The sequence below is a fragment of the Croceicoccus sp. BE223 genome (assembly GCF_031457155.1).
In the GTDB taxonomy this organism is placed as follows: domain Bacteria; phylum Pseudomonadota; class Alphaproteobacteria; order Sphingomonadales; family Sphingomonadaceae; genus Croceicoccus.
In genome coordinates this window covers 384,683-400,770 of the sequence record NZ_JAVDWB010000002.1, presented here as the reverse complement: position 1 = coordinate 400,770, position 16,088 = coordinate 384,683, and the positions used below count along the sequence as shown (strand labels likewise).

Annotated in this window: 14 protein-coding genes; 4 read left to right on the top strand and 10 right to left on the bottom strand. The window is 69.4% G+C overall.

Going from position 1 to position 16,088, the window contains the following annotated elements:
- Window positions 1-11 precede the first annotated feature (11 nt).
- A complete protein-coding gene (locus J2X37_RS05930; protein WP_310018858.1) occupies window positions 12-491 on the bottom strand; it encodes a peroxiredoxin in 480 nt (159 codons plus the stop codon).
- Entirely contained in the window at window positions 488-3,187 is a 2,700-nt protein-coding gene (gene glnE / locus J2X37_RS05925) for a bifunctional [glutamate--ammonia ligase]-adenylyl-L-tyrosine phosphorylase/[glutamate--ammonia-ligase] adenylyltransferase (RefSeq protein WP_310018857.1), read from the bottom strand. Before glnE ends, J2X37_RS05930 begins: the two co-directional genes overlap by 4 nt.
- A gap of 177 nt (window positions 3,188-3,364) precedes the next feature.
- On the opposite strand from glnE, the gene J2X37_RS05920 reads away from it, so the two are divergent.
- Genes J2X37_RS05920 through J2X37_RS05905 form a run of 4 tightly spaced genes read left to right on the top strand, consistent with a single transcriptional unit; the run spans window position 3,365 to window position 6,194 of the window.
- Window positions 3,365-4,084, top strand: a complete 720-nt coding sequence (locus J2X37_RS05920) for a CoA transferase subunit A (RefSeq protein ID WP_310018855.1) — start codon at window positions 3,365-3,367, stop codon at window positions 4,082-4,084.
- 29 nt (window positions 4,085-4,113) lie between these two features.
- Window positions 4,114-4,932, top strand: coding sequence for a hypothetical protein (locus J2X37_RS05915; protein ID WP_310018853.1), 819 nt, complete (start codon window positions 4,114-4,116; stop codon window positions 4,930-4,932).
- 46 nt (window positions 4,933-4,978) lie between these two features.
- Window positions 4,979-5,614: a CoA transferase subunit B gene (locus J2X37_RS05910; RefSeq protein WP_310018851.1), complete on the top strand. Its 636-nt coding sequence runs from the start codon at window positions 4,979-4,981 to the stop codon at window positions 5,612-5,614.
- Window positions 5,615-5,657: 43 nt separating this feature from the next.
- Window positions 5,658-6,194, top strand: a complete 537-nt coding sequence (locus tag J2X37_RS05905) for a glutathione peroxidase (protein WP_310018849.1) — start codon at window positions 5,658-5,660, stop codon at window positions 6,192-6,194.
- A gap of 9 nt (window positions 6,195-6,203) precedes the next feature.
- Here J2X37_RS05905 and J2X37_RS05900 read toward each other — a convergent pair whose 3' ends face one another.
- The 8 genes from J2X37_RS05900 to hisS all read right to left on the bottom strand — a co-directional run bounded on the left by J2X37_RS05900 (window position 6,204) and on the right by hisS (window position 15,979).
- Complete coding sequence (locus J2X37_RS05900) at window positions 6,204-7,943, bottom strand: bifunctional metallophosphatase/5'-nucleotidase (protein WP_310018847.1); 1,740 nt, start codon at window positions 7,941-7,943, stop codon at window positions 6,204-6,206.
- A gap of 64 nt (window positions 7,944-8,007) precedes the next feature.
- Window positions 8,008-8,694: a glycoside hydrolase family protein gene (locus tag J2X37_RS05895; protein ID WP_310018845.1), complete on the bottom strand. Its 687-nt coding sequence runs from the start codon at window positions 8,692-8,694 to the stop codon at window positions 8,008-8,010.
- A gap of 87 nt (window positions 8,695-8,781) precedes the next feature.
- The gene (metK, locus tag J2X37_RS05890; RefSeq protein WP_310018842.1) at window positions 8,782-10,023 is read right to left on the bottom strand and encodes a methionine adenosyltransferase; all 1,242 of its coding nucleotides are present in this window, start codon (window positions 10,021-10,023) and stop codon (window positions 8,782-8,784) included.
- A 42-nt stretch (window positions 10,024-10,065) separates the two neighbouring features.
- The gene (lnt, locus tag J2X37_RS05885) at window positions 10,066-11,688 is read right to left on the bottom strand and encodes an apolipoprotein N-acyltransferase (protein ID WP_404979596.1); all 1,623 of its coding nucleotides are present in this window, start codon (window positions 11,686-11,688) and stop codon (window positions 10,066-10,068) included.
- Window positions 11,689-11,722: 34 nt separating this feature from the next.
- Entirely contained in the window at window positions 11,723-12,463 is a 741-nt protein-coding gene (locus J2X37_RS05880; protein ID WP_310018839.1) for a DUF4167 domain-containing protein, read from the bottom strand.
- Between the two features lie 328 nt (window positions 12,464-12,791).
- Window positions 12,792-13,643, bottom strand: coding sequence for a peptide chain release factor N(5)-glutamine methyltransferase (prmC, locus tag J2X37_RS05875; protein ID WP_310018837.1), 852 nt, complete (start codon window positions 13,641-13,643; stop codon window positions 12,792-12,794).
- A 1-nt stretch (window position 13,644) separates the two neighbouring features.
- Window positions 13,645-14,733 (bottom strand): peptide chain release factor 1, encoded by a 1,089-nt coding sequence (gene prfA / locus J2X37_RS05870; protein WP_310018835.1) that lies wholly within the window; start codon window positions 14,731-14,733, stop codon window positions 13,645-13,647.
- Between the two features lie 4 nt (window positions 14,734-14,737).
- The gene (gene hisS / locus J2X37_RS05865; protein ID WP_310018832.1) at window positions 14,738-15,979 is read right to left on the bottom strand and encodes a histidine--tRNA ligase; all 1,242 of its coding nucleotides are present in this window, start codon (window positions 15,977-15,979) and stop codon (window positions 14,738-14,740) included.
- Window positions 15,980-16,088 lie beyond the last annotated feature (109 nt).

Sequence of the window (16,088 nt, the reverse complement as noted above, 5' to 3'; positions counted from 1 at the left end):
CAGCACGCCAGTCAGAGCGCCCTGGCGGCTTCCAGGACCCTGGCAGCATGGTCCTTCACGCGGACCTTGCGCCACACTTGCGCGATGCGACCGTCGGCATCGACGAGGAAGGTCGAGCGCTCGATCCCCATGTAGGTGCGCCCGTAGTTCTGCTTCTCGGTCCAGACGCCGAGCGCATCGGTCACTCCGTCTTCTGCCGGATCGCTGGCGATCGCGACGGACAGGTCATGCTTGTCGATGAACTTCTGCTGCGCGGCGGGGGCATCCTTGCTCGCGCCCAGCACCGCGACGCCCGCCTTCGCGAATTCGCGAAGCAGGGCGGAAAAGTCCTTCGCCTCGGTCGTGCAGCCGGGGGTGTTGGCCTTGGGATAGAAGAACACGACGACCGGCTGCCCCTTGAAGTCGGCGATCGACACCGGCTTGCCGTCGGGGGTGGTCATGGCCGTCGTCGGGAAGGGATCGCCGACATCGGGGCGCGCGGGTTCGGTCATGCGGAAATCTCCAGCGTTTCGTCGAAAGTCGTGGACCAGGCCTCTGCCACCGAGGCCCGCGCCTTGTCGAGAGCGGCGATGAGCGCGTCCCAGTCAGCGACGCGGGCATTGTCGGCCAGCACCGCGCGGGCGGCGGGCGGGGGCATCTTCGCATCGGCCGAAACCAGCCGCAGCGTCACCAGCACCCGCGTCAGCAGGTCGTGCGCGTCGGCCACGGCGGGCGGCAGGTGCCCGGCGTCGACCAGGCAACGCACCGCACGGCGCAGGTCCGGCTCGATGCAGGCGGCGTGGCGCAGTTGCAGGAAGTGGACGAGAAACTCGAGATCGACCAGCCCGCCGCGCGACAGCTTGACGTCGAGCGGACCCTTGCCGGGCTTGTGCGTCGCCATCTCCGCGCGCATCACCAGCACGTCCTCGCGCAGCCGCGCCGGGTCGCGCGGGGCGTGGGCCACGCCTTCGATCACCGCGCGCACGTCCGCGCGCGCCTGCGCGGGCCCGTCGAGCACGCGCGCCCGCATGAGGGCCATGTGCTCCCACGTCCAGGCCGATTCGGCGTGGTAACGGGCGAAGCTGGCCACGCTGACCGCCAGCAGGCCCTGCGTGCCCGACGGGCGCAGGCGGGTGTCGACCTCGAACAGGGCGCCTTCTGCCGTCGGCACGGTCAAAGCGGCGGTGACGCGCTGGGCCAGCCGGTTGAAATAGGTCGTCGCGCCGAGAGGGCGCCGGCCATCGCTCTCCGCTTCAAAATCGCCGGTGAACAGATAGACGAGATCGAGATCGGAGGCGTGGGTGAGCACGCCGCCGCCCAGTCGGCCCAGCCCGAGCACGACCAGCTTCCCGTCGCCCAGGCGGCCGTGCGCCGCCGCGAATTCGCGCGCGGCCAGCGCCGAACAGACGCGGATCGCCGCTTCCGCCACGCGCGACAGGGCGGCGGCGACGTCGAGCGGGTCGTGCGCGTGGTCGAGCAACTGAACGCCGAGGGCGAAGCGCATGTCGCCGACCACGCGGCGCACCTTGTCGAGCGCCGCCTCGTAATCGAGCGCGTCGTCGGTCATGGCCGCGACGATGTCATCGACCGGGCCGGGCAGGTCGAAGGCGCTGCGGTCGATCAGCGCATCGAGCAGGTCGCCGCGCCGGGCCAGCGCATCGGCGAGGGCCGGAGAGAGGGCGAGGACACGCGCCAGCGTTTCAAGCAGCGCGGGCCGTGCCTCCAGCAAGTGGAAGATGTTGATCGCCGAGGGCAGGCGGGCCAGCATGTTCTCCCAGCGGGTCAGCGCGCGTTCGGGTTCGGCCGCACTCGCCAGCGCGGCGAGGAGCTGGGGCCGGATCGCGGCGAAGGCGGCGCGGGCGACTTGGCTGCGCAGGCACTTGAGCCGGCCCGATTCCCAGCTCGCGAAACGCTCGATCATCTCCGCATCGGCAAAGGCGGGCAGGTCGGCCAGTTCGTCCAGATCCATTGCAGGCACCGTCACGCGCCGCGCGCCGCCATGCGCCTCGACCAACCGATCGAAGCGGGCCGAAACCGCGTTGCAGATCGTCTCCAGTTCAGCGATCAGCGCCGCGCCGTCGGCCATGCCGTCAAGACGCGCGACATTGTCCAGCGCATCGCCCGCGGGCAACGCGTGAGTCTGGCGGTCGTTCACCATCTGCAGCCGGTGTTCGACGACGCGCAGCCGGTCGTAGGCCTCGCCCATGACGCGCGCATCCTCCCCTGCGACGATGTCGGCCGCCGCGAGCGCGTCGAGTGCGGCGCGGGTGCCCGATGCGCGCAATGAGGGATCGCGGCCCCCGTGGATCAGCTGGTGGATCTGGGCGAAGAACTCGACCTCGCGGATGCCGCCGCGCCCTTTCTTCATGTCGTAGCCGGGGCCGGGGTGCGGCGGGCCGGAATAATCGTCGCGGATGCGATGGACGAGGCTGCCGACTTCGGCGATCGCCCCGAAGTCGAGCGACTTGCGCCAGACGAAGGGGCGGATCGCGGCCAGGAAGCGCTGCCCCGCCTCGATGTCGCCCGCCACCGACCTGGCGCGAATGAAGGCGGCGCGTTCCCAAGCAAGCGCGCTGCTCTCGTAATGGGTGAGCGCGGCATCGAAACTGATCGCCAGCGGGCTGACCTCGCTCGCCGGGCGAAGGCGCAGGTCGACGCGAAAGACGTAGCCTTCGGCGGTCTGTGCGCTCATCGTCTGGACCACCCGCCGCGCCGCGATCTGCGCCGCTTCGCCCGGATCGTCGCGTTCGCGCCGCGGCAGGCGGACCCGGTCGTAGAGCAGGATCGGATCGATGTCCGACGAATAGTTCAACTCGCCCGCGCCATGCTTGCCGAGCGCCAGCGCGGTCATCGCGGTGTTGGCCGCGCCCGGCACGCGGTGGGCCAGCGCCTCGCCGATGCTGGCATGGAGCGCGCGGCTGGCGAAATCGGACAGTTCGCCGGTGACGGTGAGCAAGGGCAATGCGCCCGCCAGGTCGCCGATGCCGAGCGCGAGCGCGAGCGCCTGCTTTTCCCGCCGCAGCGCAGTGGCGACATCGGCCGCGTCGCGGCCCGCGGCGCGCGCATGGGCGATCGCGGCCTCGCCCTTCCCCGCCGCGAGCAGGGCTTCGAGGTCGGGCCATCTGTCGAGCAGGCCGGCAAGGAACGGCGAATGGCCGCGCGCACGCGCCAGCGCGTCTGACCAGTCAACGGAGCGCGAAGAGATCATGGATCGACCGTGGCCTCGCGCCGTGCCGGATGCAAGCGGGGCGCGGCCCGAAGCCGGGCACGATCGCGCCGCGCAACGCATCTTGCGCTTTTTGCAAGCGTACCGCCGTGACAGGGACCCTGACATATGTAACAGGTCGCGCAAAATACAGGATCCTGAGGAAAGGCCCGAACCGCGATGAAAAAGCTCTATCCCGATGCCGAAACCGCGCTCGACGGCCTGCTGCGCGATGACCTCCTGATCGCGAGCGGCGGTTTTGGCCTGTGCGGCGTTCCCGAAAGGCTGATCGATGCGGTGGTGGCCAGCGGCGTCAAGGGCCTGACCGTGGCGTCGAACAACGCCGGCATCGATGGCGAAGGGCTGGGCAAGCTTCTGCGCACGCGGCAGATCAGGAAGATGATCAGTTCCTACGTCGGCGAGAACAAGGAATTCGAACGCCAGTACCTCGCTGGAGAGCTGGAGGTCGAATTTTCCCCGCAAGGCACCCTGGCCGAACGGATGCGCGCGGGCGGCGCCGGGATCCCCGGCTTCTACACGAAGACCGGCGTCGGCACCCAGGTGGCCGAGGGCAAGGAGGTGAAGACCTTCGACGGCCCGAACGGACCGGCCGATTACATTCTCGAACGCGGCATCTTCGCCGATCTCGCGCTGGTCAAGGCGTGGAAGGCCGATGAAAGCGGCAATCTCGTGTTCCGCAAGACGGCCCGCAACTTCAACCTGCCTGCGGCGACCTGCGGCAAGGTCTGCGTGGTGGAGGTCGAGGAAATCGTGCCGACCGGCAGCCTCGATCCCGACTGCATCCACCTCCCCGGGGTTTACGTGCAGCGCATGATCGTCGGTGCGCCCTACGACAAGAAGATCGAGTTCCGCACGACACGCCAGCGCGAGACGGCCTGAGACCCCTTGCGGGTGAGGGGAAGCTGACGATGTCTCCGCGCGCCTTGGGCCTTGCCGGCGTCGTGCTGGCGAGTGCCGCTGTGTCGGGCTGCGTCGCGGCCCTGCCGATTGCCGCCGGGACGGTGCTGACGCGGCAGGCGGCGAAGGGCGAGGATCGCAAGGAACCTGCCAGGATCGCGGCGCCGAACGCGCGCAATCCCGTGCCCGCCCCCGCCGCAAGCCCGACACCGGCCCCGGGACCAATCGCGCCATCAACCGCGCCACCAAGTCCGAAATCGGCCCTCGCCGCCAACCGGGCCGAGGATTTCATGGCTGCCGCGCTCTTCGCCATCGACGGCATCGGCAGCGACAGGTCCGTCGTCCCCGATCCGGCGGCGGACGGCGATGCCGCGCCCGTCCTGCCATGCTCGGGCGCGCGGCCTGCGCTGCTCGTCGATCTCGACCCCGGTGACGTCGCGTTCCAGCCGCAGGCGGAGCCGCCCCGCGCGCAGCCCGGCCTTGTCGCCGCGCTCGCCACCGCGCGGGCCGGGGGGCTGACCATCCTGTGGTCCGGCATCCTCGATGAAAGCCGCGCGGACGATGTCCGCGGCGCGCTTCGGGCAAGCGGGCTCGACCCCGCGGGCAGGGACATCCTGCTGCTCACCCGCGATCCGGCAGAAAGCAAGACCGACCGTCGCAATGCCGAACTCGGCGACGTCTGCATCAAGGCGATCGTCGGCGACCGGAAGGGCGATTTCGACGCCCTGTTCGACTATCTGCGCGACGCGGATGCGCCGACGCCGTTCGATTCCCTGCTGGGCGCGGGGTGGTTTCTTCTTCCCCCGCCGCTCGATTATCCTGTCCGATGACCTCGCCTGACGGCGATCACGACCATTCTGCCCGAGGAGATACGCGATGCCCTGGACCCGTGACGAAATGGCCGCCCGCGCCGCCAAGGAACTGGAGGACGGTTTCTACGTGAACCTCGGCATCGGCATCCCGACGCTGGTGGCCAACCACATCCCGGACGGAATGGACGTGACCCTGCAGTCGGAGAACGGCATGCTCGGCATCGGCCCCTTCCCCTACGAAGGTGAGGAGGACGCCGACCTGATCAACGCCGGCAAGCAGACGATCAGCGAGCTCGACAAGAGCGCCTATTTCGACAGCGCGGCGAGCTTCGCGATGATCCGCGGCGGGCACATCGACCTCACCGTGCTGGGCGCGATGGAGGTGGACCAGAAGGGCGACATCGCCAACTGGATGATCCCGGGCAAGATGATCAAGGGCATGGGCGGGGCTATGGACCTCGTCGCCGGGGTCAAGAAGATCATCGTCGTGATGGAACACACCAGCAAGAACGGCGACCCCAAGTTCATCCCCGAATGCACCCTGCCGCTGACCGGCAAGAACGTCGTCGACATGATCGTCACCGACCTCGCCGTGTTCCAGCGCCCCGATCACGACAGTCCGTTCCGCCTGGTCGAGCTGGCCCCCGGCGTGACGGCGGAGGAAGTGGCGCAGAAGACCACGGCGCACTACGTTTCGTGACGAATCGGCCCGGCTGGCGGGTTACGGGATGAAGGGAACTGCCATGGCTCTATCGGATATCGCACTGACTCGCGGCGACGGCGCCGCCGACAGCACCGCCGCGCATCGCGGCAACGTGCTGTTGATCGTCAACGTCGCCTCGCAATGCGGGCTGACCCCGCAGTATTCGGGGCTGCAGGCGCTGCACGACAAGTATGCCGCCCGCGGTTTCAAGGTGCTCGCCTTTCCCGCCAACGACTTCGGCGCGCAGGAGCCGGGCACCGATGCCGAGATCGCCACGTTCTGCGAAACGAGCTTCGGCGTGACCTTTCCGGTCTTTGCCAAGGCCAGCGTCGTGGGGGCGGACAAGCAGCCGCTCTATGCCGAACTGGTCGAGGCGGCCCCCGCCAAGCAGGGCGATGCCGACGGGTTTCGCGCCAAGCTGCGCGACTATGGCATGACCCCGAACGAGGATCCCGAGGTGCTGTGGAACTTCGAGAAGTTCCTGGTCGGCCGCGACGGCGAGGTGATCGCCCGGTTTTCACCGACCACCGCGCCCGACGATCCCGAACTCACCGCCGCGATCGAGGCCGCGCTCTGACCCCCGATCCTATCGGGTCGGGGTGAGGTTCGTGACCCGGCCCGCCAAAGGCAATTGGCGGACCGGCACGGCCGAAAGCCACGCCTGCATCGCGTCGAGATCCTCGCCGCCCATCACCGTGTCGGTCCCTTGCGTGAAGCCGGCGAACCCGTCGCCCCCGCCTGCCAGGAAGCTGTTCATCGTCACCCGGTAGCGGCGGGCGGGATCGACCGGCTGGCCGTCAAGCGTTGCGCCCACGATGCGGGAACCGGCCGGGCGAGAACGGTCGTAGGCGAAGCGGAAGCCTGCCGAAGGGCTCAGGATCTGGCGCTTGGCCGCATCGGCGAACTGCTGTTCCAGCACCGCCAGCAACTGCGCGCCGGTGAAGGTGCGCGTGACCAGCGTGTTGCCGAACGGCTGGACGGCGTAGACATCGCCGAAGGTCACCGTCCCGTCGGACTGCGGCACAAGGCCCGCCCGCACCCCGGCGTTGTTCATGAAGGCGATCTGCGCCCCGGCATCGCGAGTCGCGGCCAGTTGCGAATCGGCGATCATGTTGCCCAGCGGGGTTTCGACATCGTCGGCATCGGGCAGCACGACTTCGCCCGAAACCTTGCCGACCGGGCGTTTCGAAACGTCTGCCACCGCCGCGACATAGCGCGCGACATAGGCCGCGATGGCGGCATCGGGCGCATGGGCGGGCAGGGCGGCGCTGGTCGCGAGCGGGGATCCGTCCCTCGCCTTGCCCTCGCTCTGCACCACCAGGTTGCGCGCGGCCCTCGCCACCACGCGCCCGGCCGCCGGATCGACGGTCAGCGCGATGTCGGTGACGAACGAGCCGCCATAGCCCGCGCTGGTGACGAGGAATCGCTTGCCGGGATCCACTTGCGCCCAGTCGCAGATATAGGCGCGGTGGGTGTGGCCCGAAATGACGAGATCGACGCGGCTGTCGAGCCGAGCGAGGATCGGCATGAGATCGCCCGACACCGCGCCGCAGCCGTCCACTGCCGAGCCGGGCTCGGTGTAGAGACCCTGGTGGATGGCGACGACGATCACGTCCGCCCCTTCGGCGACCAGCGCGGCCACCTCGCGGTTGGCGGCATCGGCCTCGTCGCCGAAAGCCAGCCCGGCGACCCCGCCCGGCGTGACGAGACGGGGCACGTCCTTCAGCGGCAGGCCGACGACGCCGACGGTGACTTTCGTCGCACCGTCCCCGAACGATCTGGTGCCCCGCGCCGGGAACAGCGTGCCCCCGTCCGCGGTCGCGACATTGGCGGCCAGAAAGTCGAAGTCGGCACCCGCATAGTCCGGCTCCACCGCGCAGGGGGTGCGGGCGGTCCACGTCTCGCACCCGCCGCCGTGCAGCCGCTTCAGTTCGCGCCAGCCCCGATCGAACTCGTGGTTGCCCAGCGCGTTGAAGTCGACCCCGATGCGATTCATCACGCCGATCGCCGGTTCATCGAGAAAGGCCGCGGATTCGAGAGGGCTGGCCCCGATCATGTCGCCTGCCGATATCACCATCGAATGCGCAGCCTCGGCCCGGACCGCCGCTATCGTCGCCGCGAGCCACGCCGCGCCGCCCGCCGGAACCCGCGCAACCTCGCCGCGCGGCGACGCGACTTCGACCGGCGTCTTCAGCGGCCTGAGGTTGCCGTGAAAGTCGTTGATCCCGGCAATGCGGATCTCGACGGTCGGAGCAGCGGCGGGCGGGACCGTGGCGCAGGCGGGAAGGAAGGCGAGCGCGGCGAGAAGGGGAAGCGGGCGAATCATCGCCGCCAGAGGTAGGGCTGACGGTGCCCTGCGTCAGCCCCCTTCTCGTTGCAATTGCAACGGATCAGGCGAGGAAGAGGCGGGTGAACCAGTTGCCCGCCGCCGGTTCAGGCGAGGTCTTTGCCGCATCCATCGGCGGCGGTGCCGGGCACGATGCCGGAACTAGCTCCGCCGCTTCGGATTCGCCCAGCAGCGCGCGCAGGATCTCCGTCACCGGCTGTCGCTGCGCCGCGGTGGGCCGGTATGACGGCTTCGCGACCTCGTAGACCAGCGCGGTGCCGTCCCCCGCCCACTGTCCGTCGAAGAACAGCGCCTGCTCCGCCCGCCGCCGCCTGGTCAGGCTGGCCGGGCGGCACCATGCCATGATCGCCGCCCTCGCGCCCGCCCGGTCGCCGTCGCGCAGCAGCCGCATCCACTCCGCCCGGCCGATCGCGCCGGTGTTCCAGTGGAACGAGAGCGCCGCGCCCAGCTCGTGTTCGGCAGGAGCGATCGGTCCGAAGGCGGCGAGCACCGGTGGCAGGTAGCGGTTCTCCAGCACCCAGAGATAGATCTCCAGGCAGCGGGACAGCGGTTGGGGGTTGTCGCGATAGCGGCCGACGCGGTGGCCGGAGGCATCGGTCAGCCCGACGCTCCAGGTCCAGATGCCGACCGAATCGCGATAGGCTTCGCGCACGATCCCTTCGTGGGCTATCAGTTCGGCGGCGATCCGCGCCGTCAGCGCGGGGCGATTCGGATCATAAGGTGCGGCCATCGCGGGCGGGTCTCCTTGTCGGGAAACCCGCCTGATGGTGCCGCGTCGGGCCTGTAGGAAAATAAAAATCGGCGCGCAGGCGCGCGATCAGCGGCCTAGCGCGGCGTTGAGTTCGCCGACGAGGTCGGTCGCTTCCCAGGGGAACAGGTCCCCCTCCGCAGGGCGGCCGAAATGGCCGTAAGCCGCGGTCTTCGCATAGATCGGCCGGTTCAGCTTCAGCCGGGTACGGATGCCGCGCGGGGTCAGCCCGCCAAGGCTTTCGATCGAGCGGATCGCGTTCTCCAGCCCCTCGTCGGTGACGCCGTCGGCGCAGGTGCCGTGGGTGTCGACATAGAGCGAGAGCGGGTGCGACACGCCGATCGCGTAGGAAAGCTGGATCGTCACCCGCGTGGCGAGGCCCGCCGCGACGATGTTCTTGGCCAGGTAGCGCGCGATGTAGGCGGCCGACCGGTCGACCTTGGTCGGGTCCTTGCCGCTGAACGCGCCGCCGCCGTGCGGGGCCGCGCCGCCATAAGTGTCGACGATGATCTTGCGCCCGGTCAGGCCTGCGTCACCGTCCGGACCGCCGATCTCGAACGATCCGGTGGGGTTGATGTGATACTCGGTCTGGTCGGACAGGAGGTTGTGCGGCAGGACGTCGGCGATCACGCCCTTGACGTAGGTCTTCAGCTCCGCCTCACGCTCGCCGGTATCGTAGCCCGGCTTGTGCTGGGTGGAGACGACGACGGCGGTGCAGGCGGCAGGCTTGCCGTTCTCGAAGCGCAGGGTCACCTGGCTCTTGGCGTCGGGCTCGAGGAAGGGCGCGACCTTGTCGTGCCGGTCCTGCGCGAGCCGCTGCAGGATCTTGTGGCTGTAGTCGAGCGTCGCGGGCATGAGATCGGGCGTTTCGTCGCAGGCGAAGCCGAACATGATGCCTTGGTCGCCGGCACCCTCGTCCTTCGTCTCGCCGGCGTCGACGCCCTGCGCGATGTGCGCAGACTGGCCGTGCAGGAAGTTTTCGAAACGCAGGCGTTCCCAATGGAAGCCGTCCTGCTCGTACCCGATCCGGCGCACGACATCGCGGACCGTCCGCTCGATCTCTTCCTTCGCGCCCGGAGCCCAGTAACCGTTGGCGGCCCAGTCCTCGTTCTTGTCGTCGTACATCGGCTTGCAGCGGATTTCGCCCGACAGGACGACGAGCTGCGTCGTGGTCATCGTCTCGCACGCGACGCGCGCTTCAGGATACTTGGCCAGCATCAGGTCGACGATGGCGTCCGAGATCTGGTCGGACACCTTGTCGGGGTGACCTTCGGAAACCGATTCGGAGGTGAAGAGGTAATTTCTGCGCATGACTGTCCCGAACGACGTATAAAGCTTTCTTTATATGCCGCTCTAGCGGCGGGCGCGGCGGCTGGCAACCGCTGCCGCGACGAGCAGGAGCAGCGCCCAGCCCAGCGGCAGGATATTGCCGACCCTTGCAAAAAGCGTCGGAGCGAGCGCCGGCGGCACCATGCCGTCCAGCCGCTGCGCGGCGAGCGGATCGACATGCTGGCGAACGACGCCGCCGGCGTCGATCACCGCGCTGATCCCGGTGGTCGTCGATCGCAGGATCGGCAAGCCCTCCTCGATCGCGCGAAGCCGCGCCTGCGCGAGGTGCTGCGGCGGGCCCCAGGTTCCGAACCAGCCGTCGTTCGACGGATTGAACAGGTAATCGGGACGATCGCCGCGGTCGACGACCTGCCCGGAAAAGATGATCTCGTAGCAGATCTGCACCCCGGCGCGGCCCCAGGGGCCAAGGTCCAGCGTGCGCGGTCCCGGCCCCGCCTCGAAGTCGAGCGCGCCGGCGACCAGCCGCGAAAGACCGAGCGGTTCCAGAATCGCGCGCATCGGCAGGTATTCGCCATAGGGCACGAGATGGGCCTTGGCGTAGCTGCCGCGGATACCGGCGTCGGGGCCGATCGCGGTCACGACGTTGCGGGCGCCGACGGCGTGGTCGCCGTCCTCGCTCAGCACCAGGTCGACGGCTCCGGTCAGCAGGAGGCCGCCGGAGCCGACGACCTGCGCGATGCGGCGACGCGCCAGATCGGGGTCGGCGCCGAAGGTCGTGGCGACATAGTAGCGGCGCGGATAGCCGCCGCGCAGATAGTCGGGCACGCCGGATTCGGGCCAGAGGAAAAGCGTCGGCACTTCGGCAGGCGCGGGCGGGCCGGACAGAGCCACGGTCTTGACGAAGTTGTCCTCGTAATGCGCCGGATCGTTGAGCACGTCCTGCCGCACGTCGGGCTGGACGAGGCGGTAGGGTACGCGGCCTTCGCCCCGGCCCGGTGCCGGAAACGGGACCAGCATCAGCGCAACCGGGACCAGCAGCGCCGGGATCGCGCGGGCAAGGTGCGCGCGGTTGAGCGCGCCCCAGTACCATGCACCCGCCAACAGGATGACAAGACCCGACAGCGCGTATGTTCCGAGCCACGGCGCGGCAAGGGCCAGCCCGGGCCGGGCAAAACCGCCCAGCGCGACCACGCCCAGCGGGTTCCAGGCAAAGCCGGTGAAGACCCAGCTGCGCAGCCATTCGCCGACAATCCACGCGCCGGCCAGCGCGGCCACGAGAACAAGCGGTCGGCCCGGAGCGCGATCGGGCCGGGCGACCCACCATGCCGCCAGCGTGGCGATACCGGGAAAGACCGCGAGATAAAGCGAAAGCAGGAAGACGGCGATCCCGCCGAGCCAGGCGGGCATCTCGGCCTGGTAGGTGAAGGCGGTCGCGATCCAGGTGTTGCCGACCCAGAAATGGCCGACGCCAAACAGCCACCCGACCAGAGCGGCGCGCTTCGCCGTGGCAGCGCGGGACAGCAGATGGAGGAGAACCGCGACGGCCGCGAACGTCAGCGGCCAGAGCGCGAGAGGCTGGAAACCCGTGGCCGCCGCCGCTCCGGCCAGGAAGGCCGGGAGCAGGGCGGTCATCGGTCGGGGCAGGGCGGCAAGCCGCCGCTGCGCTCCGGTTGCGGGCAGGATCATGGCTGGCGGCGGGTCGGCGCTGACCTCGGCGCGATCAGCCGTTCACGGCCTGTGCGACTTCACCGTCTTCGGGACGGACCTTGCGAGGGCGACCGCGACGCTTTGGCTTCGGCTCTTCTTCGGCGGCGGGCGCGGTCGGCGCGGCGGGCGTATCGTCATCGTCGACGCTGTCGGCAATGGCAAGGCGCGAGCGGCGACGCGGCCGTTCCTCGGTCTCGCCGATCGCGGGCGGCAGCGCCTGCGGATCGAGGCCGCCGTCGTTGGTGACCGCTTCCTCGGTCTCCGCGAGCTGCGCGCCGTCATCGGCATCGCGGCGCTGGCGACGCTGGCGGCTTTCGCGCGTGAAGGGGTTGTTCTCGTCGCGGCGGTTGTCGTCGCGGCGGTTGTCTTCCCGGCGGCCCGTGCGGCGGGGGGCGGCTTCGACCTCCTGCTCGGCGTCGGTGTCGCTGTCCTGGCCGTCGCCGTCGGCATCGTCGAACCGGTCGTCGTAGCGGTCGCGATCGTCGTCGCGGCGGCTGCGCTGCTGTTGCTGATCTTCCTGGCGCGACTTTCCGTCCGCGATCACGCGGAAGTAGTGATCCGCGAACTGCAGGTAGTATTCCGCCTGCACGCGATCACCGTTGCGGTGGGCCTCTTCCGCCAGCTTCTTGTACTTGTCGAGCATCTGCGGCGCATTGCCGCGCGCCCGGCTGTCGATCCGGTTGAGGTGCTGACCGCCACCCTGCTGCCGATTGTTGCGGCCGCGACGGCGGTTGTTGCCACGATTGTTGTTCAAAGTAAGACTGTTCCCTTGTCCGGCGCGGGCGAACCTTCGCCCCTACGCACACCAGTCGGAACGCCCGGCGCACCATGCAACGGGCAAGCCCTCGTATCCGGCCGCCCCCATTCCGATTCGCAAGGCGACTGGCCCTCTCCACGGTCCAAGATCGAACCTGCCCGAGGCAGACACCGACAATTCGGAGCGGAAGGATAGACAGGCGTGACGGGAATTTCCCTCCATCCGCATGTCCATGTCCGGGGTTATCGGCAAAAACCGGTCCTGCCAACCCTTATTCGTCGCCACATCGCAATTTGCCGCGCCGCAATTCGCCACGGGCCGTGCGTCAGTTGTGCGCGAGGACGAACGCGCGGGGCCGATCGCCGAGATCGCGGGTGAGCCGGGCGGACAGGCCGGCGGCCCCGGCGATGGCGGCGACCGCTTCGGCCTGTCGCGAGCCGATCTCCACCACCGCGATCCCGCCCGGTGCCAGCAGCGCGGGCAATTGCGGCACCAGCACGCGGTAGTCGGCCAGCCCGTCCGCGCCCGCGAACAAGGCCTCGGCCGGCTCGAACATGCGGACGTCGGCGGCAAGGTCGGGATCGTCCGTTTCGACATAGGGCGGGTTGGCGAGGATAAGGTCGAAACTCCCGATCCCTTCGGCCCAGCCCGGCGCGGTCCAGTCGGCGTGGCGCATCTCGGCGCGGTCCGCCATGCCCAGCGTCACCGCGTTTTGCCGCGCCACGGCGAGCGCGGCGGGGCTGCGCTCGATGCCGAGACCTGTCGCTTCGGGCCATGCCGAAAGCGCCGCGAGGAGCAGCGTCCCGGGGCCGGTGCCGCAGTCCAGAATGCGTTGCGGCGGCGCGGCGGCCAGTTCCTCGCGCGCCGCCTCGATCAGCGTCTCGCTGTCCGCGCGCGGGATCAGGACATCGGGCGTCACGCAGAAGGCAAGGCCGTAAAACTCTTGCTCGCCGGTGATGTAGGCCAGCGGCTCGCCGGTCATGCGCCGGGCCAGCAGGTCGGCGAAGGCGGGCGGAACCGGCGCGGCGCCATGCAGCAGCAGCATCGCCGATCGCGAACAGCCCAGCGCGTGGGCCATCAGCCATTCGGCATCGAGCCGGGGCGCGTCGCTCACCGGTTCGAGCGCGCGGGCCGCCTCGCGCAGCGCATCAGCGACGCGGCGGTCCGGGCCGTTCACGTCAGGCGGCTTCGTTCTGCGCCGCGAGCCGTGACGACTGGTCCTCGGCGATCAGCGCGTCGATCAGCTCTGCCAGTGCCGGCCCTTCGAGGATTTCGGGCAGCTTGTGCAGCGTCAGACCGATCCGGTGATCGGTCACGCGGCCTTGCGGGAAGTTGTAGGTGCGGATGCGTTCGGATCGGTCGCCGCTGCCGACCATGGCCTTGCGCGCCTCGGCCTCGGCGCCGTGGGCTTCCTCGCGGAACTTCTCGTAGAGACGGGCGCGCAGCACCTGCATCGCCTTGGCCTTGTTCTTGTGCTGGCTGCGCTCGTCCTGCTGCGTGACGACGAGGCCGGTGGGCAGGTGGGTGATGCGCACCGCCGAATCGGTCGTGTTGACGTGCTGGCCACCCGCGCCGGACGCGCGGTAGATGTCGATCTTGAGGTCGCCGTCGGCGATCTGCACGTCGACCTCGTCGGGTTCGGGCAGGACCGCGACGGTCGCCGCGCTGGTGTGGATGCGCCCGCCGCTTTCGGTGACGGGCACGCGCTGCACCCGGTGGACGCCGCTTTCGAATTTCAGCTTGGCGAAGACGCCGGTGCCGCTGATGTTGGCGACGACTTCCTTGAACCCGCCGATGTCGCTGGCATTGACGCTGATCGTCTCGACCTTCCAGCCCTGTTCGGCGGCATAGCGTTCGTACATGCGGAACAGGTCGGCAGCGAAGAGCGCGGCTTCGTCCCCGCCGGTGCCGGCCCGGATCTCAAGCATCGCGGGCCGCGCATCGGCGCTGTCGCGCGGTAGCAGCGTTATGGCGAGGCGCTGTTCGGCCTCGGGCAATTCGCTCTCGATCCGGGCGATATCCTCGGCGGCCATCGCCTTCATCTCGGGGTCGGCCAGCATGGCGCGCAACTCGTCCAGTTCGCCGCGCATCGCCGCGACTGTCGCCGCCTCGCGCGCCACCGGTTCCAGCTCGGCATAGTCGCGGCTGGCGCGCACGAAGCCCTCGCCCTCCAGCGTGCCCGACGCGAGGCGCGCTTCGAGTTCGGCGAAGCGGTGCGCGATCTGGGACAGGCGTTCGTCGGAGATCTGGGCGGCGGACATCTGCATCGGTTCAGCGCGCCAGCGCCGCCTCGATCGTCGCGGCCATGCCGTCTTCGGCCTTGATGCGGTTGGCGACCGCCCCGTCGCGGACCGACAGCGCGTAGATCGCCCTGGCTCCCATCTTCACCGCCTTGTCGAAACGCTTGCGGGGGGACCCGCTGGCCAGCAGTTCGGCGCTGGTCCCGGCGCGGCGCAGACGCGACACCGCGGCCACGCCTTCGGCCATCGCCGCATCGTCCTCGACCACCACGATCACGTCGGTTACCTCCGCCTCGCGCGTGCCCACCAGCATCGCCAGCCGTTCGATCCCCGCAGCCCAGCCGACCGCCGGGGTATGCGCCCCGCCCAAGGTCTCGATCAGCCCGTCGTAGCGCCCGCCGCCCAGTACCGTCCCTTGCGCGCCGAGCCGGTCGGTCACGAACTCGAACGCCGTGTGGCGATAATAGTCGAGCCCGCGCACCAACGAATCCATCCGGTTCCACCTGACGCCCGCGGCATCGAGCCCGCTGGTTACCGCGCCGAAGAAGTCCTGCGCCTCGCCCGAAAGATAGGCGTCGATGCGCGGCGCGTCGGGCAGGAAAGCCCGGTCGCGCGGGTCCTTGGAATCGAGAATGCGCAAGGGATTGCGCTCCAGCCGGTCCTGCGAATCCTCGGAAAGCTCGGCGGCGTGATCGCGGAAGTATTCGACCAGCGCGGCGCGCCACGCCTCGCGGCTGTCGCCGTCGCCCAGCGTGTTGAGCTGCAGCGTGACCCCGTCCGCGATGCCGAGTTCGTGCAGCAGCTGGTCCGCCATCACCAGCAGTTCGACGTCGGCCTGCGGTTCGGCCGCGCCGATGATCTCGGCGTCGATCTGGTGAAACTGGCGATAACGGCCCTTCTGCGGGCGTTCGTAGCGGAACAGCGGGCCGTGGGTCGCGACCTTGAGCGGCGCGTACTGCTTCCACCCGTCGGTCAGGTAGGCGCGGGCCAGGCCAGCGGTGAATTCGGGGCGCAGGGTCAGGGATTCCCCACCCCGATCCTCGAACGAATACATCTCTTTCGACACGACGTCGGTCGTCTCGCCCAAGCTGCGGCTGAACACCGCGGTCTTCTCGAAGACCGGCATCTCGACGCGGCGGAAGCGGTAGAGGCGGCGCACCCGCTCGAATGTCGCGACGACGTGGGCGAAGGCCTCCGCCTCCGCGCCGAAGATGTCCTGCGTGCCCCGGATCGCCTGCGGGGTCTCGATGGTCGTGGGTTTGCCGTCGCTCATGGCCGCGCGCCTTAGCGCCAACGGCGCGGACTGAAAAGCGTCGGACGGCGAGCGGCACGCCCGGCGATGCCGCGCGGGCTGCGGCACGGCCCCGCGTGTCGGCACAAAC

Excerpts from the sequence above, each read along its gene's own strand:
- glnE (WP_310018857.1), bottom strand. The coding sequence starts at position 3,187 with ATGATCTCTTCGCGCTCCGTTGACTGGTCAGACGCGCTGGCGCGTGCG.
- prfA (WP_310018835.1), bottom strand. The coding sequence starts at position 14,733 with ATGCAGATGTCCGCCGCCCAGATCTCCGACGAACGCCTGTCCCAGATC.
- lnt (WP_404979596.1), bottom strand. The coding sequence starts at position 11,688 with ATGATCCTGCCCGCAACCGGAGCGCAGCGGCGGCTTGCCGCCCTGCCC.
- metK (WP_310018842.1), bottom strand. The coding sequence starts at position 10,023 with ATGCGCAGAAATTACCTCTTCACCTCCGAATCGGTTTCCGAAGGTCAC.
- hisS (WP_310018832.1), bottom strand. The coding sequence starts at position 15,979 with ATGAGCGACGGCAAACCCACGACCATCGAGACCCCGCAGGCGATCCGG.
- J2X37_RS05910 (WP_310018851.1), top strand. The coding sequence starts at position 4,979 with ATGCCCTGGACCCGTGACGAAATGGCCGCCCGCGCCGCCAAGGAACTG.
- J2X37_RS05930 (WP_310018858.1), bottom strand. The coding sequence starts at position 491 with ATGACCGAACCCGCGCGCCCCGATGTCGGCGATCCCTTCCCGACGACG.
- J2X37_RS05895 (WP_310018845.1), bottom strand. The coding sequence starts at position 8,694 with ATGGCCGCACCTTATGATCCGAATCGCCCCGCGCTGACGGCGCGGATC.
- J2X37_RS05920 (WP_310018855.1), top strand. The coding sequence starts at position 3,365 with ATGAAAAAGCTCTATCCCGATGCCGAAACCGCGCTCGACGGCCTGCTG.
- J2X37_RS05905 (WP_310018849.1), top strand. The coding sequence starts at position 5,658 with ATGGCTCTATCGGATATCGCACTGACTCGCGGCGACGGCGCCGCCGAC.
- J2X37_RS05900 (WP_310018847.1), bottom strand. The coding sequence starts at position 7,943 with ATGATTCGCCCGCTTCCCCTTCTCGCCGCGCTCGCCTTCCTTCCCGCC.
- J2X37_RS05915 (WP_310018853.1), top strand. The coding sequence starts at position 4,114 with ATGTCTCCGCGCGCCTTGGGCCTTGCCGGCGTCGTGCTGGCGAGTGCC.